The organism is Paraburkholderia haematera, assembly GCF_905220975.1.
Taxonomy (GTDB): domain Bacteria; phylum Pseudomonadota; class Gammaproteobacteria; order Burkholderiales; family Burkholderiaceae; genus Paraburkholderia; species Paraburkholderia haematera.
This window is the reverse complement of the sequence record NZ_CAJNBK010000008.1, coordinates 22,965-45,969: the sequence shown is the minus strand read 5'-3', so window position 1 is coordinate 45,969 and position 23,005 is coordinate 22,965. Positions and strand designations below refer to the sequence as shown.

Here is a 23,005-nt window from a genome sequence, read left to right as displayed (position 1 = left end):
ACTCAACCGCGCCGCGCCACCATCTCCGAGACCGTCTGCGCGGCCTGCTGCAACGGCTCCAGAAACGCCTTCACCATCTGCCTGGCCGAATTGCGCTGGGCGTTGCCGCTGATATTCATTGCCGCAATCACGCGCCCCTGGCGGTTGCGAATCGGCGCGGACAGCGAAATCAGACCGCCTTCCAGCTCCTGATCGACGATCGCCCATCCCTGGCGGCGCACCTGCGCAATCAGCTTTTTCAGCTCTTCCTTGTCGGTTACCGTGCGCGGCGTGTGCGCGTAGAGCGGCGTCGAACCGAGGGTCGCGTCGAGCGCTTCGTCGTCGAGCGCGGATAGCAGCACACGGCCCATCGACGTGCAATATGCCGGCAAGCGGCTGCCGATCGACAGGTTGATGGTCATGATCTTGTGCGTCGGCACGCGCAGCACGTAGACGATCTCGGTGCGGTCGAGCACGGCCGCCGAGCAGCTCTCGTGAACCTGCGCCGACAGACTTTCCATCACCGGTTCGGCGAGATTCCAGAAGGGCATCGAGGTCAGATACGCGAAACCGAGGTCGAGGATCTTCGGCGTGAGGCGGAACAGGCGGCCTTCGGCCTCCACGTAGCCAAGCGTCTGCAGGGTCAGCAGGATCCGGCGTGCGCCGGCGCGTGTCAGGCCGGTGGCGGTGGCGACGTCGGTGAGCGTCTGTTCGGGACGCGCGGCATTGAACGCGCGGATCACCGAGAGGCCTCGCGCGAACGACTGCACATACGAGTCGCCCGGTTTGTCCGAGGCCGGCTCGGCACTGACAGGATCGACAGAAGACGGCGGCAGGGCTTTGCTCATGGACCTTGAAAATGCGTTCGAAGAAGGGCGCACAGCGCTCGCGCGGTTCAGCCGGCGCGATGCTGCGCAAAGGCGTGACGATAGCTTAAGCCTTCTGTTTCGCCAACTTTGAGCGCTTTTGCCAAAAACACTCAGGGTTTGCATGGATGCTGCCGAAGTCTCAAATTTGTATGATGACCCGACAACATGATCCATCGGGTAATCCATGTTCGACAAGATTCCTGCCCGTGCGATGAGCGATACCGTCGCGCAGCAGTTGCTCAAGCAGATCGACAAGGGCACCTTCGCGCGTGTCGGCAAGCTGCCGACCGAGGCGGTGCTGGCGCAGCAGTTCGGCGTGAGCCGCACGGTGATCCGTGAGGCGATTTCGCGCCTGAAGAACGAAGGCGTGGTCGAGCCGCGGCAGGGCAGCGGCGTGTTCATTGCCGCACACGGTGCAATCCGGCCGCTGCGCATCGACTACGCGGAGGCGGTTGAAGCGGGCTCGGTGCTGCAAATCCTTGCGTTGCGGCGGGCGATCGAGGCGGAAGTTGCCTCGGAAGCCGCCGTGCGCCGCAGTGACGCGGAGATGATGTCGATCGACGCCGCCCTCGCCAGGATCGACGAAGCGGAGGCCGACGGCGAGAACGGTGTTGCCGAAGATGTCGCTTTCCACCGCGCGATCGCCGCTGCTACCGGCAATCCCTATTTCCTCAAGACGCTCACCTTCCTGAATCAGTACCTCGAGGCCGGCACTCTGGTCACCCGCCGCAACGAAGCGCTGCGCGATGACTTCTCGCGTCAGGTGCGCGAAGAGCATGCGGCCATTGTCGCGGCGATCCGGGCGGGCGATCCGATGGCGGCGCGCATTGCGGCGAGCACCCATATGAACAACGCGGCGCGGCGGCTCGCGCAGGCGGGCATTAGCTGAACCGAACCGGCTCGCGTTGGGACGGGTTGGGCTTCAGCGAGGCGCGCGCGGCTAATCAATGTAGAGGTCAGGCATGTCCAGAAATGTCGGCGTTATCGGTCTCGGGGCGATGGGCATGGGCGCCGCGCGCTCGCTGCTGCGCGCGGGCTTTCAGGTCCACGCGTGCGATCTGCGCAGTGAGATCCTGCAAGCGTTCGTCGCGGCAGGCGGCATCGGCTGTGCGTCGCCTGCCGAGCTTGGCGCGCAGTGCGAGGTAGTCGTCACGCTGGTCGTGAATGCCGCTCAAACCGAAACGGTCCTATTCGGCGAGCAAGGCGCGGTTGCCGCGATGAAACCGGGCAGCGTGGTGATTGCAAGCGCGACCGTGGCGCCGGATTTCGCGATCGAACTCGGCAAGCGAATCGAAGCGGCCGGTTTGCAGATGCTCGACGCGCCGGTGTCCGGCGGCGCGGTGCGTGCCGCGTCCGGTGAAATGACGATGATGACGTCCGGCCCGGACACTGCCTACGCCGCGTGCGAGGACGTGCTGGCCGCGATGGCGGGCAAGGTATATCGGCTGGGCCCGGCGCACGGTGCGGGTTCGAAAGTGAAGATCATCAATCAGCTGCTGGCCGGCGTGCATATCGCGGCGGCCGCCGAGGCGATGGCGCTCGGCTTGCGCGAAGGCGTCGATCCTGGTGCGCTGTACGAGGTCATCACGCATAGCGCGGGCAATTCGTGGATGTTCGAGAACCGCGTGCCGCATATTCTGAGCGGCGATTACACGCCGCTCTCGGCGGTCGATATCTTCGTCAAGGATCTCGGCCTCGTGCTCGATACCGGGCGACGCTCGAAGTTTCCATTGCCCTTGTCGGCGGCGGCGCATCAGATGTTCATGATGGCGTCGACCGCGGGGTATAGCGGCGAAGACGATTCCGCGGTGATCAAGATTTTTCCCGGCATTGACTTGCCGGCGGCAAAGTAAGCGCGGAGGCCGCCATGACTACGTTGTCCGGACGCGCGCTGCTGGGCTGTATCGCCGACGACTTCACCGGCGCCACGGATCTCGCCAACATGCTGGTGCGCGGCGGCATGCGCACGGTGCAGACCATCGGCGTGCCCGCGTCGAACGATGCCGTCGAAGCCGATGCCTTAGTCGTCGCGCTGAAATCACGCACGATTCCCGCTGCCGATGCGATCGCCCAATCACTCGCCGCGCTCGACTGGTTGCGCGAGCAAGGGTGCCGTCAGTTCTTTTTCAAATACTGTTCGACGTTCGATTCGACCGATGCCGGCAATATCGGTCCGGTCACGGATGCCTTGCTCGATGCCTTGTCTTCTGAAACTCGAGCAGGGGCTTTCACGATCGCCTGCCCTGCGTTTCCTGAGAACGGTCGCACGATCTATCGCGGTTATCTGTTTGTCGGCGATACGTTGCTGAACGAATCAGGCATGGAAAATCATCCACTGACGCCGATGCGCGATGCGAACCTCGTGCGTGTGCTTCAGCGGCAGACCGGATCGAAAGTCGGCCTGGTGCGTTACGACGCAGTGGCGAAAGGCGTGTCGACGGTACGCGAATCCTTCGATGCATTGCGCGGTGACGGCGTGCGAATGGCGATCGCCGATGCCGTATCGGATGCGGATCTTTACGTACTCGGCGAGGCCTGTGCCGACCTCACGCTGATCACGGGGGGCTCCGGTGTTGCGCTAGGTCTGCCAGGTAACTTTCGCCGCGCCGGTTTGCTCGGGGAAAGCAACAATGCCGCGCAATTGCCGCACATCGAAGGATTGTCCGCGGTGCTGGCCGGCAGCGCCTCGAAAGCGACCAACACGCAAGTGGCGGCCTGGCGCGAAACACGGCCGGCGTTCCGGATCGATCCGCTAGCAGCGGCGCGCGGCGAGCCGGTGGTCGAGCAGGCACTGGCCTTTGCTCAGCAGTACCTGGATAGGAGCGAAGCCGTGCTGATCTACGCCACCGCGACGCCCGACGAAGTCAAAACGGTGCAACGCGAGCTCGGCGTCAAAGAGGCGGGACACCTGGTCGAATCCACGCTGGCGTCGGTCGCACGCGGTTTGCGCGAGCGCGGCGTGCGCAAGTTCGTGGTGGCGGGTGGAGAAACCTCGGGCGCCGTGGTGCAGGCGCTCGACGTGCGCTCGTTGCGGATCGGCGCGCAGATCGATCCGGGTGTGCCCGCCACCGCAACGACAGACGCCGAGCCGCTTGCGCTCGCCTTGAAATCCGGCAACTTCGGCACGATCGACTTTTTCGAAAAGGCACTGCGTCACCTCGATGGAGGCGTGCAATGACCGCAACGCCTGCCCTTCACACGACGAACGAAGCGCGAATCCGCGAAGAAATCTGCGTGACCGGCGCGAGTCTCTATCAACGCGGCTATACGGTGGGCAGCGCGGGCAATATCAGCGCGCGCCTCGACGACGGCTGGCTGATCACGCCGACCGATGCCTGCCTCGGCCGGCTCGATCCGGCCGACATTGCCAAGGTCGACGCCGACGGCAATGCGGTGTCCGGCGGCAAGCCGTCGAAAACGCTGACGCTGCATCGGGGCATCTATGCGCGCAACGGCGAGGCGCGCGGCATCGTCCACACGCATTCGACGCATCTGGTGGCGTTGACGCTCGCCGGCGTATGGCACGACAACGATGTGCTACCGCCGATCACTCCGTACTACGTGATGAAAGTGGGCCACGTCCCCCTGATTCCTTACCGACGGCCCGGCGATCCACAAGTGGCCGCGCGGATCGCCGCGCTTGCGGGCACCGTCCGCGCGGTTTTGCTCGAGCGCCTCGGCCCGGTGGTGTGGGAGCGCTCAGTGGCGCAGGCGTCCTATGTGCTCGAAGAGCTTGAAGAGACCGCGCGCCTGTGGCTGATGACGAACCCGCGTCCCGCGCCACTCGACGATGCGGCGCTCGAAGAACTTCGGAGGGTATTCGGTGCGCGGTGGTAGACGCTCACCCCTTCATCGCGAGATTGAAATCTTGTGCGCGGAGAACACATTCGATGCTGCTTTTCGCGTGCTGAACCAAACCGTTTCCTGGGAGTTACCGCCATGCCTCGCTTCGCTGCCAACCTGACGATGATGTACAACGAGCACGCGTTTCTCGACCGTTTCGCCGCAGCGGCAAAAGACGGCTTCAACGCAGTCGAGTTTCTATTTCCCTACGATTTTCGCGCCGGGGAAATCAAGGCGCGGCTTGAAGCGAACAATCTGACCCAGGCGCTGTTCAATGCGCCACCCGGCGACTGGGCCGCTGGAGAGCGCGGCATTGCTTCGCTACCGGGCCGGGAAGACGAGTTTCGCCGCAGCATCGAAACCGCGCTCGATTACACGCGCGTGCTCGGCAATCGCAAGCTGCATGTCATGGCCGGCTTGATCGGTGCGGATCAGCCGCGCGCAAGGCACCGCGAGGTATATCTGAAGAATCTCGCCTATGCCGCCCATGCCGCGCAAGAGGAGGGCATCACTGTCGTGATCGAGCCGATCAATACGCGCGATATGCCGGGCTTCTTTCTGAACCGCCAGGACGACGCGCAGGCGATTTGCGCGGAAGTGGGCGCGCCGAATCTCAAGGTGCAGTTCGACTGCTATCACTGCCAGATCGTCGAGGGCGACCTTGCGGTGAAGCTCAAACGCGATATGGCGGGCATCGGCCACATTCAGGTCGCGGGCGTGCCGGAGCGCCATGAGCCCAATATCGGCGAACTGAATTATCCGTATCTGTTCGATCTGATCGACACCCTGGGCTATGACGGCTACGTCGGGTGCGAATACCGGCCGCGGGCCGGTACGTCGTCAGGACTCGGCTGGCTCAAGCCGTATCTGCATAACGCTCGCCTGGAAGGTAGAACGACCTCATGAAAGTACTGATTACCGGCGGCGCGGGTTTTCTCGGTCAGCGTCTCGCGCGCGAGCTATTGGCGCGTGGCGCTGTGAAAGATGGGCATGGCAAGCCGCAAGCGATTACCGAACTGGTGTTGCTCGACGTGGTGCGCGCAAGCGATTTCGGCGACAGCCGCGTGCGGCCGGAGGTGGGCGACATCGCTGAGCGCGGTGTGCTCGAGAGCTTGGTCGACGACCGGACCGAGGCGATCTTCCACCTTGCCGCGATCGTGAGTGGCCAGGCCGAGGCGGATTTCGATCTCGGCATGCGCATCAATCTTGACGCGTCGCGCTTGCTGCTGGAAGTCTGCCGGCAGCGTGGGCATACGCCGCGGGTAGTGTTCACGAGTTCAGTGGCCGTGTACGGCGGCGATCTGCCCGAGATCGTGCAGAACGATACCGTGCTGAATCCGCAATCGTCGTACGGCACGCAGAAGGCGATCGCGGAGTTGCTGCTCAACGATTACACGCGGCGGGGCTTCGTCGACGGCCGGGTGCTGCGGCTGCCCACCATTAGCGTGCGACCGGGCAAGCCGAACGCGGCAGCCTCGTCGTTCGCGAGCGGCATCATTCGCGAGCCGCTGAACGGCGAGACCGCGGTATGTCCGGTAGCGGGCACGACGCGCGTGTGGCTGCTGTCGCCGCGAAAGGCAATCGAAAGCCTGATCGCCGGACTCGAACTCGATTCCGCTGCGCTCGGCAACCAGCGTGTATTGAATCTGCCGGGGATTTCGGTGAGCGTCGACGAGATGGTGGCGGCGCTGCGCGAGGTGGCGGGCGAAGAAACCGCAAGCCGGATCGTGTGGGCGCCGGATGCGCGGGTGGAGAAGATTGTCGGCAGCTGGCCGGGGCAGTGGGATGCTTCGCGTGCTGAACGGCTCGGGTTGACCGGCGAGCGCAGCTTTGCCGACGTGATTCGCAACTATATCGCCGACGAGGGTATTCAGATCCGCTGAAAGCGCGCGTGCCGAGGTGGGTGTTTCAAGGGTACCGTCCGTGGACCGTGGAATGGTCCAAAGCCGCGCGCCGGCAGACCTAAGGCACGCCTGCCGGCACAAGCGTGCCAATCTTCAGATCCTTTGCACACCGATTGCAAAAGGGCCGCCCGCCTGCACGTATTCCCTGGTCCGGGACCCGCTTCGCTTGACATGGTTTCGGCCACGCGCCTATTATCGTGTCTAATTGTTCGGTATATGACCGCATGTTCGTATATAGAACAAATCCCCGCAATTCCGGGTCCATCGTTCACCATCCTGCGCTAAGCTGAATTGAAGCGACGGCCGCTAGACGGCTGCTTCCCATTGCATTCGCCGGGTCGAGGCTGCGGAGCAGCCGGCTCGTGTGGAGCGCAAGCGGTCAGCGCCGCTAACGGGTATCCGCTGGCAGCACAGCGCACGCAGCACACCAACTGGAGACATCACATGACCGAAGCATTCCTGTGCGACGCGATTCGCACCCCGATCGGCCGCTACGCGGGTTCGCTATCGTCGGTTCGCGCCGACGATCTGGGCGCAGTGCCGCTCAAAGCGCTGATGGAGCGCAATAAAGACGTCGACTGGAACGCGATCGACGACGTGATCTACGGCTGTGCGAACCAGGCCGGTGAAGATAACCGCAATGTCGCGCGCATGTCGTTGTTGCTGGCCGGATTGCCGCAAGGCGTGCCGGGCTCCACGGTGAACCGCCTGTGCGGCTCGGGCATGGACGCCGTCGGCATCGCCGCGCGCGCGATCAAGTCGGGCGAGGCTGCATTGATGCTGGCGGGCGGTGTCGAAAGCATGAGCCGCGCGCCGTTCGTCATGGGCAAGGCCACCAGCGCGTTTTCGCGCCAGGCCGATATCTTCGACACGACGATCGGCTGGCGCTTCGTGAACCCGCTGATGAAGCAGATGTACGGCGTCGATTCGATGCCGGAGACGGGCGAAAACGTCGCAACCGACTACGGGATCAGCCGCGCCGATCAGGATGCGTTTGCGCTGCGCAGTCAGCAGAAAGCCGCACGTGCACAACGTGACGGCACGCTCGCACAGGAAATCGTCGGCGTGACGATCGCACAGAAGAAGGGCGATCCGATCACCGTATTGCAAGACGAACATCCGCGCGAAACCAGCCTTGAAACGCTCGCCAAACTGAAGGGCGTGGTGCGCCCGGACGGCACCGTCACGGCAGGTAATGCTTCGGGCGTGAACGACGGCGCGGCGGCTTTGCTGCTTGCCAATGAAGACACCGCGAAGCGCTTTGGCCTCACGCCGCGCGCACGCGTGCTGGGTATCGCAACGGCAGGTGTCGCGCCGCGCGTAATGGGCATCGGCCCGGCGCCCGCCACGCAGAAGTTGCTGGCTCGCCTGAACATGACCATCGATCAATTCGACGTGATCGAACTGAACGAAGCATTCGCCTCGCAAGGTCTTGCTGTGCTGCGCGCTTTGGGTGTCGCGGATGACGACGCCCGCGTGAATCCGAACGGCGGCGCGATCGCGCTCGGCCACCCGCTCGGCATGAGCGGCGCGCGTCTGGTCACGACCGCGATGTATCAACTGCATCGCACGCAAGGCCGTTTTGCGCTGTGCACGATGTGTATCGGCGTCGGTCAAGGCATCGCGATCGCGATTGAGCGTGTGTAATGGTTTGGAGCGTGTGCAGGGAGGCGCCGCAGCCTCGCTAGCAGTCGACACGGCGCGTATAGCTACTCCCATTGCCGCATGATGAACGGCCTCTTCGCTCAGGCGACGGGGCCGTTTTATTTTGTGCGGCGAATGGATTCGGCGGCTATTGAATGTGTGTTTAATCGTTTTAAGTGACGGATTCCGATTGCATTGTGGCGAATACTGTCGATAAAAAGATTAATGAATCATCGGGCTGTCATGCAGTATGCGTTTAATGCTGTGCGCATACCATGTACCGTCGCCGTATATGAATGGCCGGCAAGATTGACGCGCTGTTGTCAATCCGCAAGATGCCGCCGCGACGGTGCGCCGCGACAATTAGCATGACGCCGTCCGCTGATTTGAAAGTCGCAATATCAATAATAGTAGTTTCTCGTGAGCCATGTACAATCGTTGCGCCATACCGCTTTAACAAGTGAAACCCTGAAGCTGTATGCATTCGTGGCGATAATCGGCATCCCGCGGTTTCAGATCGCCGTAGCGTCAGATCGAACAATTTCTCGAGGAGAAGGTAAATGAAGGCAGCGACGATTGGAGCAGCGTTAATGGTAGCGGCTTTCGCCGCAGCGCAGCCGGCGTGGGCGCAAGATGCGATGGCCAGTGCCGCGCAGGGCATCGTCAGCGCGGTGCAACCGGTGCATGTGAAGGCGCAGATCGTCGGTATCGACCCGGGCAGCCGCACACTCACGCTCAAAGGGCCCGGCGGCAACGCGGTGGTCGTGCTGGTGAGCCAGCAAGTTGCCGGCTTCGATCAACTCAAGATCGGCGATCGGGTGGACGTGCTGTACAAGAATGCATTGCTGTTGAAGGCCGACAGGGTCACCGGTGCGGACAAGGGCATTCGTGAACGCGTCGATACGCAGGTCTATGCGCCGGCCTCGGGTGGCTTTGAATCCGCGCGTCAGGTCGAAGTGCTCGCCACCGTGCAGAAGATCGATCACAAGAAACGCCTCGTCACGCTGCGCGGTGCTTACCAGACGCAAACGCTCGAGGTCGGACCGGACGTCGATCTGAAGGGCGTCAAGGTCGGCGATACGATCCACGCGGTATTCGTTTCGGCAGCGGCTGTGCAGGTGACACCGCAATAATTGACATTCGCAGTGAATGCCATGCGGGTACTCGGCACGGCTGATCGGCAAACACCCCTCATCGCAGGGGTGTTTGCTTTTGTGCTGTACGAAAGCGCGACCGTCGAGTTATTACGGGGCACGCTATCGGGTCATCGGCGGCCCCAGACTCAACCATGCGAGCCGCCCCAGCCAACGCGTGACGAAACCACGTCGGGCGGGTAGCGCGCAACTCAACGACACGCGCGCGGTGCGTTCGCCATCCGTGCTGATCCACACGCGTTCACCGCGTTGCAGCCGGAACTCGCTGCCCGGTTCGAGCCAGTGATCGTAAGGCGAGTTGACGCGCGTGAGCCATAGGCGCGCGCCGTGCGCGCGCAGTGTGCTGTCGGCGACGACACGCCATGTCAGCGTTGTGCCTGGCACTACGGAAAAATGTAGCACGACCTTCGGCAGACGCTCGTCCCGTCGCCAGGCAGACAGACTTGAGTCTTCATCCATGCACTGCGGGCTTGCCTGATCCATCTTGCTCTCCGTTATCGAGCCGGCGGACAGAGGTACCCACAAAACAAAAGGCCCCTTCCGTTACCGGCGGGGCCTTTGGGTCTTGTTTGCAGATTCAGACTGCTAACGCGCACGTGCTCCCAAATGCCTGCCGATCATGGCATGCATTGTTCGATTTTTAATCGCGACGGGGATGGGGGTGTGCGTCAACATGAGAACGAGTGTGCCGTTTTGCCGCAGGTCTTGTCAATAAAAAATTGCAATGGATTCAAGCGACAACGCGAGGTGCGTAGAGTCGCTCTGTCTTGCTTGCCGCGACGTTGCGGCGAATCTGCACGGCGAGTGCGCTTCGCAATGCGTAACGCTTGCGTCGGGTTGCGTTGCCGGTACCGTCGCCTTCGCGTTCGGCCAGATAACGCGCCGGTGGCGCGAGGACGAACCAGCCGTTCCAGCGCGCGAGCGCTCCGCATTCCATCGAGAGCCGGTCATAGTCCGCTGCCACGCGACGCTTTCTCAGGCAATAGCGCCAGTTGGCATAGACGTGCGCCTGCTTCGAGACGATGAAGGTGCCGCCCGCGTCGAGCGCCGCGGCGACACATTGCGCGAGGTAAATCACCAGCACTTTCGGCCGTAGGCCATACCAGCGACTCGTGAGCGCGCGAAACAGTTCGCGGCCGTTTACTGAACTGTCCGGACCCTGCACGGAGCCGATGCAAAGACGTGGGCGGCGCACTTTGCCGCCGAGATAGGCGAGACTGAACGTGCAGGAGACGATGCGCTGGTCGCGCGCATCGCGGATGCATAAGGTCCAGTCGCCTTCCTTCTGAAACTGTTCGATCGACTCGAGCGACACATGCCAGTGCTCGGCGCCCACCCCGAACGAAGCGATCGGCGCCGAGCCGACGGCGGCGATGCGCGCGGCGAGTTGCGGCACGCGTTGCTGCGTCAGCGCATGATGATCGAGGCTCGCCGTGAGGCGTTCGCGCGGGCTGAAGCGGGTATGGAGGAACGGCCGATGCATGCGTTCGAGCGCGGTGGGATGACGTTGCACCAGATCGCGCAACGGCGAAATGGCGCAGCGTTTGAGCCATACTTGCGTGGAGCGCCACGACATCAATGAGCGCAGCCACATGCGCATCCTGCGCCAGCGATGAAACACGCTGGTGCCGGGATAGAGTGCATGAGCGGCTTGCTGAATCACCGCAAAGGACGCAGTGGCTCTCGCGAACCACGGCGAGCGGGCGCGAGTCCCTTCGTTGGAAACAGTCGTCACGGCGGATCCTTGGGCTATTTCAACCGGGGGATGCTAGCCGCGCGGATTGCGCGTCCGTGTCGAAATGCCTGGGCGTTTGTCGAGTTTTGTCGAGCGTGTCGCACGATGTGCGGCGCATCCGCTATGCTGTGCGTCGAACCGGCTCGTCCGGCCGGTGCCAGTGCGGTCTCTCGCCGTGCGGATCTGCACGTAGCGATGCACCATCGCTTGCAGGCCGTGCACCGCGCTACACCGTTGCCCGCCGCTATTGAACAGTCAGCCCTGAACGATTTGCCCCATGCCATTCCGGATCCTGCTTGTCGAAGACGATGATCGCTTGTCCGCGCTGGTCGCCGGTTATTTGCGCAAACACGAATACGAAGTCGAGACTGTGCTGCACGGCAACGACGCCGTGCCGGCCATTCTCAAGCGCCGCCCGGACCTGGTGATTCTCGACGTCAACCTGCCGGGCAAGGACGGTTTCCAGATTTGCCGCGAGGCGCGCGAGCAATTCGACGGCGTGATCATCATGGTGACCGCGCGCGACGAGCAGTTCGACGAAGTGCTGGGACTCGAATTCGGCGCGGACGACTACGTGCATAAGCCTGTCGAGCCGCGCGTGCTGCTGGCGCGCATCAAGGCGCAGCTACGCCGCGTGACCGCGCGCACGCCGGAGGCGGCCCAACCCGAGAGCTACACCTTCGGCAAGTTCGAGATCAGCCGGGCAAGCCGCACGGTCAAGCTTCCGGACGGCAGCCTGCCCGAACTGACCTCGGCCGAATTTGATTTGCTGTGGGCATTGGTGAGTTGCGCGGGCGAGGTGGTGAGCCGCGACGAGTTGATGCGACAGTTGCGCGGTATCGAGTTCGACGGCCTTGACCGTACGATCGACGGCGGTATTTCCAAGCTGCGTCGCAAGCTACATGATGACGCCGGCACCCCGCAGCGCATCAAGACGGTGCGCGGCAAGGGCTATCAATTCAGCAAGCTGGCATGGAATTGACGGTGCTTGCCGTTGAGGTTGAGATTTAGGTTCGGGTGAGTTGGCGTTGAGTTTCGATTGCGTAATACGTCGAAATATCGGCCGACAAAACTCCACAAACGCGGCAGCAAATCGACAGTCATCGGAGACGGGGACGATTAGCATCGCAGGCTTGTGCAACGACAGGCTTAGCGATGTCCGCTCGCGTTTCCCCACTTTCCGGCCATGCCGTGTTGATGATTCACGGTTTGGGCGGCACGCGCCATGATTTCGGCGCGCTCGACCGCAAGTTCGAGCAGATCGGTTGCGACGTGCATTTACCGTCGCTGCCGGGCCACGGCTCGAACCCTGACGCATTGAGCCGGGTGACGTTGAGCGACTACATGCAAATGCTGAGCCGCACATACCGCGAGTTGATGACGCGTTACGAGCGCGTGGATGTCGCGGGCATTTCGATGGGGGCACTGCTTGCATTGATGCTGAGTGCGCGCGAGCGCATGACGACGGGGCGCCTGATTCTGTTGTCGCCACCGTTATTCCTGGACGGCTGGGGCGGTTCACGTCTGCGTCCGCTGCGGTATCTGATGTACTGCGTGCCGGGGCTACGCCGTTTGATTCGCGTACCCGAGGGCGAGCCGTTTGGCATCAAGAACGCGCGCATCCGCAACCTGATCCGCCGGCACTTGCAGAAGGGGAGTGGCGTTCACTATCCGTACGTCCCGTTGGCGGCGATCGAACAGGTTGACTGGATGCGTTTCGCGGTGAGGCGCGCCTTGGGCCGCGTAACCTGCGAGACCTTGGTGATGCATTCGGAAGAAGACGAGGTGACGAGCATCCGCTCCGCGGAATTCGTATGCGAGCATTTGGGAAGCCGTTCGGTGACGTTCGTACGCTTGACCGACAGCTACCACATGATCACACTGGACAACGAGCGTGACACGGTAGCGGAGCGAACATTGGAATTCGTGCGGAGGGCGTAAGAGTCAGGGGGAAACGCGGAACTAAGCGAATCAAACCACGTCGGCACAGCGAAGAAACCAAGCTAAACTGCCACTGGTTCCAGGAAGAGGGTTTCGGCGCGCGCAGCGCCGCCGGAAGAATGACAGCCTTGTCACCGGGGCCGAATGTGCGAGAACCCAGATTCCAGATGCACCACTACCGCAACTGCGCGGGGGACCCGCTTAAGAGCTGGCGGTGTGAGCCGCTTTCTTTTGCCTACTTTTCTTTGCGGCAGGCAAAGAAAAGTAGGTGCCGCCCCGCACAGGGGCAACGCTAATAGACCAAAAACGCACGAAAAGAAGCGAAGAGAGAAAAATGCCACCCCTTGCGGAGCAAAAAAAGCTAACCCCTTACCGATATGGAAAATGGCGCTGGCACCGTTTCCGCCGTTCCTGGACGGACACGAGGGCGGACAGAATCCCGAGCTGGTCGAGGCTATACGTCCGCGTCTACACGCGGCTATTAACGCTAACGGTGCTAGTACTGGCAGCCTCAATAACAACCTTATCCCTGACATTAAAAACAACGCCATCAATCTGGCAAACCTTAACAACAGCCAAAGCCTCACTACCTATCGCATTAGCAACCCTACTGCTGCCGGCAATAACAGCCTACCGCTGGATGCGCCCAGTCTGGCTAGACCTGGTCATGGTCCGCGAACGCGCCATCGACTTCACGGGCGGCCGCTTCAACACCCGCGCCCGCGAATCCCACAGCGTCATCATCGGCCCTTTGGCCCGCACATTAAACGCGCTGGCCGAGCGCATGGAGCGCCTGATCGCCGCGCAGCGCGAACTCACCAACGGCATTTCCCACGAACTCCGCACGCCCTTGGCCCGCGTGCGCTTCGCACTCGAAAACCTGCGCGAACCCGCTTCCGCGGCCGAATACAACAGCGCATTGGCAAGCATCGACCAGGACGTCACTGAACTCGACGAGCTCATCGACATGAGCCTGACCTACGCGCGCCTCGAATACAGCTCCCTGCAATCGAACCTGGATTCCACCTTGCTGGCCGCATGGTTCGACAGCCAGATCACCGATGCCACGCTGCTTTACGCGGACAAGCAACTCGTCCCGCAAGTCGACGTCGACCCGTCGCTACGCGTCGTGATGGACAAGCGCCTCATGTCCTACGCGATGCGAAACTTGCTGCGCAACGCCAGCAAATACGCGCATTCGCGCATCAAGATCGGTCTGAGCGTGAAGCACGGCAATGTGGAAATTTACGTGGAAGACGACGGCGCAGGCGTGCCGCCCGAGCAGCGCGAGCGCATTTTCGACGCCTTCGTGCGGCTCGATCGTCAGACTGGCGGCTACGGCCTGGGTCTCGCGATTACGCAACAGGTGCTGCGCGCGCATCACGGCCGCATTGCCGTCACCGATCCCTTGACGCTCGGCGGCGCGCGCTTTGAAATGAGCTGGCCGGTGGGCGCGTTGACGTGAAACACGCCATGCCCGCGCAGCCTCAATAGGTATGTCCCAACTGGAAGTAAAAGTTACTGCGCCCGCCCGGTGCGAACGCTACGCCCAGATACATCGGTCCGAATGAACTGGTCAGCGCGGTGAAAATCGTCACGCTGCGCTTTAGGGGTCCGCTGCCGAACTGCGAATCGCGGGTCCAGACGTTGCCGGCTTCAACGCTTAAGCCCGCAAACAGGCCACGAATCGGCGATGCGTTGAACGTGGCAAGCTGATTCATGTACGTGACCTGGCCATACACCATCGAGTTACCGGACAGTTGGTCGGCGGCGTAAGCCGACAAATGCTGGAAGCCGCCTAACGTGAAGCCGAACGGATTCGTCAGGTTGGTGCCGCCGAAATCGTTACCCGCTTCGATGCTTGCGTTGACACTGTGCCGTCCATAGCTCGCCGCGACAAGACCTTTGCCGTACACCTCGGTAAAGCTGTCGCTGCCCGCGAACAACGACCGTTCTACGCGTAGTTCGCCGAAGTAACCTTTGCGCGCAAACAGCGGATCGTCGAGCTGGTCGATCACAAGACGTGCGCGCGCGCTAAGCTGCCGCCCGTAGATGTCGGGGAACAGCAGCGGCGAGTTGAGACCATCGTCAAGCGGCAAGTTGTATTGGGGCGACGCGAAGCCGTGCGCGTAGGCCACGCCGATACGGAAGTCGCCGAGACGCGCGAGCGGTACGCCGAAATCGAGCCCGGCGACCTCGGTTTGCAAGCGGTATTGCGTGACCTTGACGTTGCCGGAGTCGTCGTAGAGGTTGGCATAACGGCGTTGAAACTCGAGATAGGGCGCGACGTAATAGCCAAAAGAACTCGACAGCGGCTGTCGCAGCTCCGCATGCAGGTTAAGCAGATCGCTGCCGACGGTCGCGTCCACTCGCCCTTCGAGTCCTGACGAAGTAAGCCACGGCCGGCGATAACCGAGATGCAGCCGGAAGCCGCCTTCATCCGTCGAACTACTCGATAAACCGAGCCCGAACAGCAGGAAATTGGGTCCCCATTGTTTCTGCTGCGCGGAGACGACGAGCTTGTGTTCGTCGCCCTCGTTGACGAGTTGCTGGCTCACGCTGTCGAAGTCGCCCGTGGTGGAGAGCGCCAGCAAGTCCTTGTTGAGCGTGGCTGGATCGTACACGTCACCGGATTTGACGTGCAACGCGGCGCGGATGCGTGCCTCGGGCACCGCGCCTGGCGAGGCGATCTCGATCTGCGTGATCCGCACCGGACGCATTGCGGGTGCACCGTGCCGGGCGCGCCACGCGGCGTAGTCGGCGGGCGAGAGCGCGAGATGCTGAAGCTGCGGCATGGCTGCGCGCGTGGCGGCGGCACCGGCCGCGATCGCCTGGCTCGCGTTGGCGAAATCGGTGAAGCTCAGCGAGCCGAGCGCCGGTTCAATCAGTACGTCGCCGGTTTGCAACTGTTCACGCTGGCGCGCAACGTTCTGGTGAATCAGAATGCCGATCATCTGCTGCATCACGTCGGCGGGCGAAGCGAGCGCATCCAGCGGCCGCAGCGGTGAGCCGATATCCACGGCGATGACGACGTTCGCACCCATGTCGCGCGCCGTTTCGATCGGCAGATTGCTGACGATGCCGCCGTCCACCAGGGTGCGCCCGTCGATATCGGCCGGCGCGAACAGGCCGGGCAACGCCATGCTGGCGCGAATCGCCTGGGGCAGCGAACCGTGGTCGAGCACCACCTTCTGGCCGGTGCTCAGATCGGTGGCGATCGCGCGATAGGGAATCGGCAACCGGTCGAACGAAACGTTGCCCGGCACGGCGGAGGTCCAGTCCTGCAGCAACGCTTGCAGGCGATTGCCCTGAACGAGCCCGACCGGCAAGCGGAAGCCATTGGCGCCATAACCGAGCGAGAGGCTGTTCACATACAGCCGCTCGTCTTCGCGGCGCGATTGGGGCAGGTCTGCGCGGTCGGTGACGTCGAAGGCGATGTCCGCGAGGTTGATCCCGGTGAGGCGGTTTTGCATGTCCTGCGCCGTCATACCGCTCGCGTACAGGCCGCCGACCACCGAGCCCATGCTGGTGGCTGCGATGCAGTCGACCGGAATGCGGTTTTCCTCGAGCACCTTCAACACGCCGAGATGTGCATAGCCGCGCGCACCGCCGCCTGACAGCACGAGGCCGACCGAGGGCCGGCCCGCCGGGCCGGCTTCGGCGCTGCACGCGGATTCGGCGGCGTGAGCGGATCGTGCGAAGGTGGCGATCCCCCACGCCAGCAGCACTGCCGTGCACCGCAAGCGAAGAACGATAGGCCGGCGCCGAGTGCGCGCCGCTGTTTGTTGTAGTTGTTCGTCCGCCAACGCTCGACTCATCTGTTTTGATGCAGGAAGAAAGACGAGAGATTACATGGTTTTGCCCCGGCAAAAACAGGTGATTTCGTGTAAACGCGGGTTTACGGAAAAGCGTAGTCCTAACGCCTCGAGCCTCGCTTCAATGCGTGGTGTCCGGACGAAGTGTGCCGGCGCTGAGCGGACGGCGCGACGTCCCGCGTCGCCATCGCTAGCTGCGCACCAAAGCACGCACGGCCCTCGCCGCCAGCGGATGCCCCATATCCTGCGCAACGAAATGAGCCACTTTGCGCGCGGCAAGGTCGATCGTCACGTAGTCGTTCGGCGCCTTCGTGTTGAGACCGTCGGATGCCGAGTGATACTCGATACGCAATTGCGACGCGGTGACGACGACACGCAGATAGCCATAGTTGGTGTCATCGTAGTTTTCCAGCACGACCTGATCGGCGGTGGCCGAGGCCGCCTGCATGACTTGCGGCGCACGGATGGCAGCCGCCCCCTTTGAGGCGAGCTTGATCAAACCGTGTCCGCCGTTGCCGCACACGAGGTAGGGAATCTGCGTGCCGTCCGCATTTCGTGTGCGCGTGAAGCGCTGATAATTGTGGGCATGGCCGGAAAGAAACGCGTGCGGCCACACGCCGTTCGCTTCGCAGACCTTGTCGATCTGCGCCAGCATATCGACGCTCGATCCGTGTCCGCCCGCGGAGTACGGCGGATGATGATCCGCGATCAGCAGTGCGCCGTTGAACTGCTCCGCTTTGACACGCTTGAGTGCGGCGTCGAGAAAATCGAGCTGGGTACTGCCGATCGTGGGATTTGAAATCACACCGGGATCTTCAAGCGTATTGCTGTAAATCGCCAGCACGCGCACGAACGGTGCCTCGAATGTGAAGAACACGCCGGGCTGAATTTGCGCGGTACGCGACAATCCGCCGGCTTCGGGCGTCACGACGAAGGTCTCCGCACAAAAATTCCGGAGGAACGCAGCGAGACTCGTGGCGTGCGCTTCCGGTGAAACCATGCCGTCATGATTGCCGGCGCAGGCGAGGATCGGTGCCGGATAGTCCCGATAGGGTTCGTAAAACTGATCGTAATAGTACTGGCTCTCGCCAAAGCTATAGACGACATCACCGAGCAGCAGCGCGAACTGCGGCACCTCGCTGGCTTCGGCTTCGTTGAAGTCGGCGGTCAATTTGTCGGCTACTTCGTTTTGGGTCACCGGGCCTTTCGTACTGCCGCAATCGCCTAGTGCGTGAAAGACCAGTTGTCCGGCGGCCGTGATTCTGTCGATGGCCGCTGCATTGCCGCCCATGACCTCGGCCAGGGTGAGCCGGGGCTCCACGCCGCCTCTCGGCGCGGGAAACGGCAACGGAAACAGTTTGTGCTCCGCATTGAGCTTGTCGATTTCCTTATAGGCCGCATCGTCCGATGGATGGGGTACACGGAACACCGTTGGGTCCGCGGTTGGCTGAGGCTGCGCGAAAACGGGCGTGTCTAGTATCCGCGGACTGAACGCTGCCGCGGTGGCCGTGCCCGCAGGCTGGTTCGCGCCGCTGGCGAGCGCGGTTGTTTTTTTGCCGGATGCCGCGGCTTTGGCGGCAGGCTTTCGTTTGGCTTCTGCTTTCGCCGTGCTTTCTTTCGTCCTGGCTTTGGGTTTCGACTCGCGTTTTGTCGACATGAGCGCCTCTTGAAGGAAGAGTAAGCGGGGTGACAAGTAAGCGGCTTGCGCCGCTGCATTCATCGAACCCTACGACAGGCGTTTTTCAGAAAAGTGTCACGGCGGTGTCGAACAGGTCTCGCTGCCGCGTTTGACCCCACGCGCAGCCCGGATGGGGCGCAGCCCGTAACAACTTATGTCGCCCTATGTCGCGGACCGTTCGAATCGTCCGCAAACCCTTATCCAGCGGGACTCTGCCACGGTGAAACAGGGTGACATATCTTCGCTGCTGATTAAATCCTGGTGTCCTTCTATAGTCCGTTTGTCGCCACGCCGCAGTGCGCAAAAGTGGCCCGAAATCAAGAAGGACATACCGTGAAAAACCGTTCGTTCATCGTCCGTGCCGCCGCTTCCCCTGCCTCCGTGACGACCGTCGTATCTGTACGCAGCGCGCTTCGCAAGCTCGCGCTGAGCGCAACCGTCGCCGTACTCGCGCTTGGCAGCGCGTCGGCTTTCGCCTGGTCGCAACATGGCACCGCCTACACGTCACGTGGCACTTACAACGGCGCGCGTTACGGCTCGTGTGGCGGCGGCAGTTGCTCGCATGCCGGCGGCGTGGCTGGCCCCTACGGTGGCGTGGCAACCAACACCGGCACGGTGACCCGTAACGCCCCCGGTCAGTTCTCGAATTCAGGCACCGCGACGGGACGCTACGGCAACCAGGTCCAGCATTCGGGCGACACCAATTGCGCGGGCGGCACCTGCTCGCATACCGGCAACCTCACCGGACCGGACGGCAAAACAGCCACGACCTCCGGCGATGTGACTAAGACCGCGCCTGGCCAGTATTCGTCGTCCGGGTCGATCACCGGCTCGAACGGCAACACGGTCAACCACTCGGCCTCGACCAACTGCGCGGGTGCTTCGTGTTCACGTTCGGGCACGGTGACGGGGTCTGATGGTGGCACCGTCAATCACTCCGGTACGGCCACGCGCGTTGCACCGGGCGTTGTGACGACGTCGACGAGCGCGACGGGTACGTACGGCCACACGGTGACGACAAGCGGGACGGTCACGACCACCGGCGTTGTCACGACAGGCAGCACGACGGTAGTGGTTGCGCCGAAGCCGGTTGTTGTCGTACCGCCGCCGGCAGTGTATGTGCCGCCGCCTCCGGTTGTTTATGTTCCGCCGCCCCCGCCGCCTGCCGTGTATGTTGCACCGCGTGTTGTCTATGTCGCGCCTGCGCCGCGCCCGGTCGTGTGGGTGCCGGGGCACTGGGTGGGCAATGTCTGGGTGCCGGCGCACTGGTCATGAGTGAAAACCTGCGAACTGGAACCGGCGACAAGGCCGGGCAGCGAAGTCCGTCGTGGATGAGCGGGCAGGCAAGTGCACAGGCAAGTGCGCAGGTGGTCCGGTCGGGTTTCAACGCGATTCGCACGCGGACGTTATGCAAGGTCGGCGCGTTGGCAACGATGATCGTTGCCGCAGGTGTAGTGATTGCGCTGGGTGAGGGCGTCATCAACACTGACACGCCTGCGGTGCAGCGAGCGATTGAACCCCAACAGGACTGTTCGGCGAAATACGTCGCCTTGCTCGACCTCGCCGAATTGGCCAGACGTGACGGCAAATCGTCCGAGGTTGTGGTGCGGGGGCTGAGCGATCGCGGTGGCGCAATGAGTGAATGTTTGCCGGCCGGCAGGAACGCCGGGGCCGGGTAGTCGGGTAGAAGCGCGAATGGCCGGAGCGGCCATTCGCGCTTGTCAAAGGCGGTCCTGCAAGGAAGGGATGCCCTCGCCAATGAGCAATGACCGGCCGCTAGCGGCCCTGCTGCTGAAGATACTGCCTGACGTCGCTCATGGTCACACTTCCCTTATGGCTTGTATCGATCTGATCGAAGTGCTTGGCGACATAGCCGAGCCCCGCGGTCTGAGCCTGAGTTTTCGTGACCGCCGCGCCATTGCTAAGAGCCGTATTCGCTCCCAGCCGCGCTTCAAGCCGCTGCTGGGCTTCCTGCTGCAGGGCAGTGCCGGTCGACGGCGCGACGGGAGCCGCGCGGTTTTGAGGGAAGAACGGACCGTCGACGCCTCTGGCCCCGTTTGGCGGCGTCGCCGGCGCGACCGCTTGCGGCGGTAACGCATGCGCGCTGCCAATCAGGCAACTGAGGACGATCAACGGGGAAACACGCCGCAACATATCGAAAAGAGACATGATGACTCGCATTGTTTGAGTGAATAGAGTATCGCGAAGGAAGCACATCGCGTCAGTTCAGTCAGGGCGCCGTGGCTTGCGCCGTGGCGGTAGCGGTCGGCTGACTGGCGGGGCTCTCGTCGCGCCACGGTGCCGGCAGCGTCCAGAGCGCGAGCGCATCCGGAAGCGGCGTGCCGCGATAGAAGCGCACCAGATCCCGTTTCATCAGCGGACGGGCGACGTCATCCAGATAGATCATATGTCCGCCCTGGAAGAAATTCACCTGCAAGTCCGGATTCAGACCCGGCACCGTTTGCAACCGCGCCAGTTGTTTCTCGGTATTGAAGAACGGTGTGGCCAGATCATGAAAGCCGTTTTCCGCGAGCACCTTGAGTTGCGGGTTAAGCGTCAGCGCGCCGAGCAGATCCGGGATCGTGTCGGGCAAGGGCTGCCCGTCATGCGAGAAATCCCATACCTGAATGATGTTGTCGTTCAGCGGCAAATAGGTCGCGTTCGGCGCCGTGTACCCCAGGTAGTCAGGCATCTGCGTTGCCAGCGCCGTGGTGAACGGCTGGGAGATCAGGATGTCGGACGGGTCACCGTCGTTTTGCAGACGGGGGTCCGAATTCGGTAATGACACGCGTCCGTCGTACCGGCCGATCGTCGTGCCGGGCAGAAGGCTTGTCGAGAACGGGTTGGCGCCGAAATAGCCCTGCAGCGCCTGCACGGTCAGACTGGATGGCAAGGTCCAGGACTGAAGCGTTTTGGCGTTGGGAAACACCGGCGTGCCCAAAGCATCCGGTATGCCTAGCTGACTGAGCACCCACGATTGCGAATACCGCCTGAACCGGTTGTACTCCGCCGTGACGAACAGGCCCGCCTGGTATGCATACAGGTCCTGATTGAGCGGGGCCGGCGACACCTGGTTGTAGTAAGCCGCAACCATGGCGTAGCCGGGGAAATAGCCGGCCAACGTATCCGTATCCAATGCCAGCGCGCTTGTCGAGTTGGTAATGGCGACGGCTTCGATCGCATCCGCGAAATAGTTCAGGATTGCAGACTGAAGAACGATGCCGGTCAGATGCACGCCGGCCGATTCGAGCGCCAATGCGAGCATATCGGTGCGAGGCGTGCCGTACGACTCGCCATACAGATAGATCGGCGAAGTACTGCGACTATTGACCGTCAGATAGCGCTGGATGAAGTCGCGCATGATGTTGACGTCCGCGTCGGTCGTCCAGTACTTCTGGTTCGTATTCGGCAGAATCGCCTCTGAAAGACCGGTTCCCGGCGGGTCGATGAAGACCATATCCGTGGTGTCGATCAGGCTTTCCTTATTGTCGACGAGTGGATAGTTCGGCCAGTTCCCGAATACCGGATCGGGCGTGGCGACCCGCGTCGGCGCGAACGATCCGAGCCGCAGCCAGATGGAAGAGGAGCCCGGGCCGCCGTTGTAGACGAACGTGACAGGCCGCGGCGAGCCGTTCGTACTCGGCACGGTGTACGCGACGTAGGACATCGTGGCTTCGGGGTTGCCGCTCGAATCGGCGGCGGTCAAGTGGCCGGTCGTCGTGGTGTAGTTGATCGGCGTTCTGCCTTGCGTCCACTGGTAGTGCATGACCGCGGCCTTCTCGGAGGCCTGAGCCGGCGCGAGGCCGTCCGTGGCGTTGCCCGAATAGGCGACCGGGTCGATATAGGTTTGATTGCCTGCGGGTGTTTGCGATTGTGCGGCTTGTTGTGCGGTGAGTTGCTGATTCGCTGCAGTCTGCTTCATGCTCACAGCCGTGCCTGAGGAAGAACCGCCGTCCCCTCCGCCGCAACCGCCGAGAAGCATGATCGCGACCGCTAAGGTTCCCATGCCCGGCAGCCTGCTATGGCGATAGTGGCTATGGCCGGTAAGACGCTCGTCTCGTTTCATCTCTATCCTTGGTGGTGGGTTCAGATACCGTTTCACAAAGGCCGCTGCCGCCGATCAGGATGTATCGGAGTTCGAAATATTAATGGTGCATTTTCGGCGCGCAACGGTTGAGACCAACCTGCTTCAAAGAGCATAGAACTGCATCTCTATGCAGTATGCGTAGAATAACTAAATATCTGGATTGGATATTCCGGTTCTTTCGGGATACGCATTCCTTAGTCGGATATTCGTATATTGGCGGCAGATGAAAAATAGGTGACACCAACAAGGTTTGTCAAGGACGTGCCGAATTTCCGTAATTGCAACTTCGGAAAGTTGCGATTGAATTCGTGTGTGAGTCGATCGGTCCGGGAGCGGGACCGGTGTGAGTTAATCGG

General features: G+C 62.2%; 20 protein-coding genes. 13 read left to right on the top strand and 7 right to left on the bottom strand.

Annotated features, from left to right (window positions below):
• Nucleotides 1-2: 2 nt before the first annotated feature.
• Nucleotides 3-827 (bottom strand): IclR family transcriptional regulator, encoded by an 825-nt coding sequence (locus KHO23_RS16300; RefSeq protein ID WP_211612258.1) that lies wholly within the window; start codon nt 825-827, stop codon nt 3-5.
• A 205-nt stretch (nt 828-1,032) separates the two neighbouring features.
• Between KHO23_RS16300 and KHO23_RS16295 the strand changes: the two genes are divergently transcribed.
• The 8 genes from KHO23_RS16295 (at nt 1,033) to KHO23_RS16260 (ending at nt 9,372) form a co-directional block, all read left to right on the top strand.
• Entirely contained in the window at nt 1,033-1,737 is a 705-nt protein-coding gene (locus KHO23_RS16295) for a FadR/GntR family transcriptional regulator (RefSeq protein WP_211612257.1), read from the top strand.
• 73 nt (nt 1,738-1,810) lie between these two features.
• Nucleotides 1,811-2,701, top strand: coding sequence for an L-threonate dehydrogenase (gene ltnD / locus KHO23_RS16290; protein WP_211612256.1), 891 nt, complete (start codon nt 1,811-1,813; stop codon nt 2,699-2,701).
• A gap of 14 nt (nt 2,702-2,715) precedes the next feature.
• Entirely contained in the window at nt 2,716-4,026 is a 1,311-nt protein-coding gene (gene otnK / locus KHO23_RS16285; protein ID WP_211612255.1) for a 3-oxo-tetronate kinase, read from the top strand.
• Nucleotides 4,023-4,685 carry a 3-oxo-tetronate 4-phosphate decarboxylase gene (gene otnC / locus KHO23_RS16280; RefSeq protein WP_211612254.1) on the top strand — a complete coding sequence of 221 codons (663 nt, stop codon included), beginning with the start codon at nt 4,023-4,025 and terminating at the stop codon, nt 4,683-4,685. Before otnK ends, otnC begins: the two co-directional genes overlap by 4 nt.
• Nucleotides 4,686-4,787: 102 nt before the next feature.
• Complete coding sequence (gene otnI, locus KHO23_RS16275; protein WP_211612253.1) at nt 4,788-5,597, top strand: 2-oxo-tetronate isomerase; 810 nt, start codon at nt 4,788-4,790, stop codon at nt 5,595-5,597.
• Nucleotides 5,594-6,574, top strand: a complete 981-nt coding sequence (denD, locus tag KHO23_RS16270) for a D-erythronate dehydrogenase (protein ID WP_211612252.1) — start codon at nt 5,594-5,596, stop codon at nt 6,572-6,574. The genes otnI and denD overlap by 4 nt, the downstream gene beginning before the upstream one ends.
• Before the next feature lie 465 nt (nt 6,575-7,039).
• Nucleotides 7,040-8,242, top strand: a complete 1,203-nt coding sequence (gene pcaF / locus KHO23_RS16265) for a 3-oxoadipyl-CoA thiolase (protein WP_211612251.1) — start codon at nt 7,040-7,042, stop codon at nt 8,240-8,242.
• Nucleotides 8,243-8,799: 557 nt separating this feature from the next.
• Nucleotides 8,800-9,372: a hypothetical protein gene (locus tag KHO23_RS16260; protein ID WP_211612250.1), complete on the top strand. Its 573-nt coding sequence runs from the start codon at nt 8,800-8,802 to the stop codon at nt 9,370-9,372.
• Between the two features lie 123 nt (nt 9,373-9,495).
• Here the strand turns inward: KHO23_RS16260 and KHO23_RS16255 are convergent, their stop codons facing one another.
• On the bottom strand, nt 9,496-9,876 hold the full coding sequence (locus KHO23_RS16255) for a DUF2917 domain-containing protein (protein ID WP_211612249.1): 381 nt from the start codon (nt 9,874-9,876) through the stop codon (nt 9,496-9,498).
• 247 nt (nt 9,877-10,123) lie between these two features.
• Complete coding sequence (locus tag KHO23_RS16250) at nt 10,124-11,128, bottom strand: DUF535 family protein (protein ID WP_211612248.1); 1,005 nt, start codon at nt 11,126-11,128, stop codon at nt 10,124-10,126.
• A 277-nt stretch (nt 11,129-11,405) separates the two neighbouring features.
• Here KHO23_RS16250 and KHO23_RS16245 point away from each other — a divergent pair, with 277 nt between their 5' ends.
• The 3 genes from KHO23_RS16245 (at nt 11,406) to KHO23_RS16235 (ending at nt 14,534) form a co-directional block, all read left to right on the top strand.
• Nucleotides 11,406-12,110: a response regulator gene (locus tag KHO23_RS16245; RefSeq protein WP_211612247.1), complete on the top strand. Its 705-nt coding sequence runs from the start codon at nt 11,406-11,408 to the stop codon at nt 12,108-12,110.
• Nucleotides 12,111-12,283: 173 nt separating this feature from the next.
• Nucleotides 12,284-13,069, top strand: coding sequence for an alpha/beta hydrolase (locus KHO23_RS16240; protein WP_211612246.1), 786 nt, complete (start codon nt 12,284-12,286; stop codon nt 13,067-13,069).
• Between the two features lie 334 nt (nt 13,070-13,403).
• Nucleotides 13,404-14,534 carry an ATP-binding protein gene (locus tag KHO23_RS16235; protein WP_211612245.1) on the top strand — a complete coding sequence of 377 codons (1,131 nt, stop codon included), beginning with the start codon at nt 13,404-13,406 and terminating at the stop codon, nt 14,532-14,534.
• A 22-nt stretch (nt 14,535-14,556) separates the two neighbouring features.
• Here the strand turns inward: KHO23_RS16235 and KHO23_RS16230 are convergent, their stop codons facing one another.
• Nucleotides 14,557-16,887 carry a patatin-like phospholipase family protein gene (locus KHO23_RS16230; protein ID WP_211612244.1) on the bottom strand — a complete coding sequence of 777 codons (2,331 nt, stop codon included), beginning with the start codon at nt 16,885-16,887 and terminating at the stop codon, nt 14,557-14,559.
• A 187-nt stretch (nt 16,888-17,074) separates the two neighbouring features.
• A complete protein-coding gene (locus KHO23_RS16225; RefSeq protein ID WP_211612243.1) occupies nt 17,075-18,541 on the bottom strand; it encodes a metallophosphoesterase family protein in 1,467 nt (488 codons plus the stop codon).
• A 354-nt stretch (nt 18,542-18,895) separates the two neighbouring features.
• Here KHO23_RS16225 and KHO23_RS16220 point away from each other — a divergent pair, with 354 nt between their 5' ends.
• A complete protein-coding gene (locus tag KHO23_RS16220; protein ID WP_211612242.1) occupies nt 18,896-19,837 on the top strand; it encodes a hypothetical protein in 942 nt (313 codons plus the stop codon).
• Complete coding sequence (locus KHO23_RS16215) at nt 19,834-20,241, top strand: hypothetical protein (protein ID WP_211612454.1); 408 nt, start codon at nt 19,834-19,836, stop codon at nt 20,239-20,241. The genes KHO23_RS16220 and KHO23_RS16215 overlap by 4 nt, the downstream gene beginning before the upstream one ends.
• A gap of 97 nt (nt 20,242-20,338) precedes the next feature.
• Here KHO23_RS16215 and KHO23_RS16210 read toward each other — a convergent pair whose 3' ends face one another.
• Nucleotides 20,339-20,731 (bottom strand): 2-oxoglutarate dehydrogenase, encoded by a 393-nt coding sequence (locus tag KHO23_RS16210; protein ID WP_236066877.1) that lies wholly within the window; start codon nt 20,729-20,731, stop codon nt 20,339-20,341.
• A 61-nt stretch (nt 20,732-20,792) separates the two neighbouring features.
• Entirely contained in the window at nt 20,793-22,628 is a 1,836-nt protein-coding gene (locus KHO23_RS16205) for a S10 family serine carboxypeptidase-like protein (RefSeq protein ID WP_211612240.1), read from the bottom strand.
• Nucleotides 22,629-23,005: the final 377 nt, after the last annotated feature.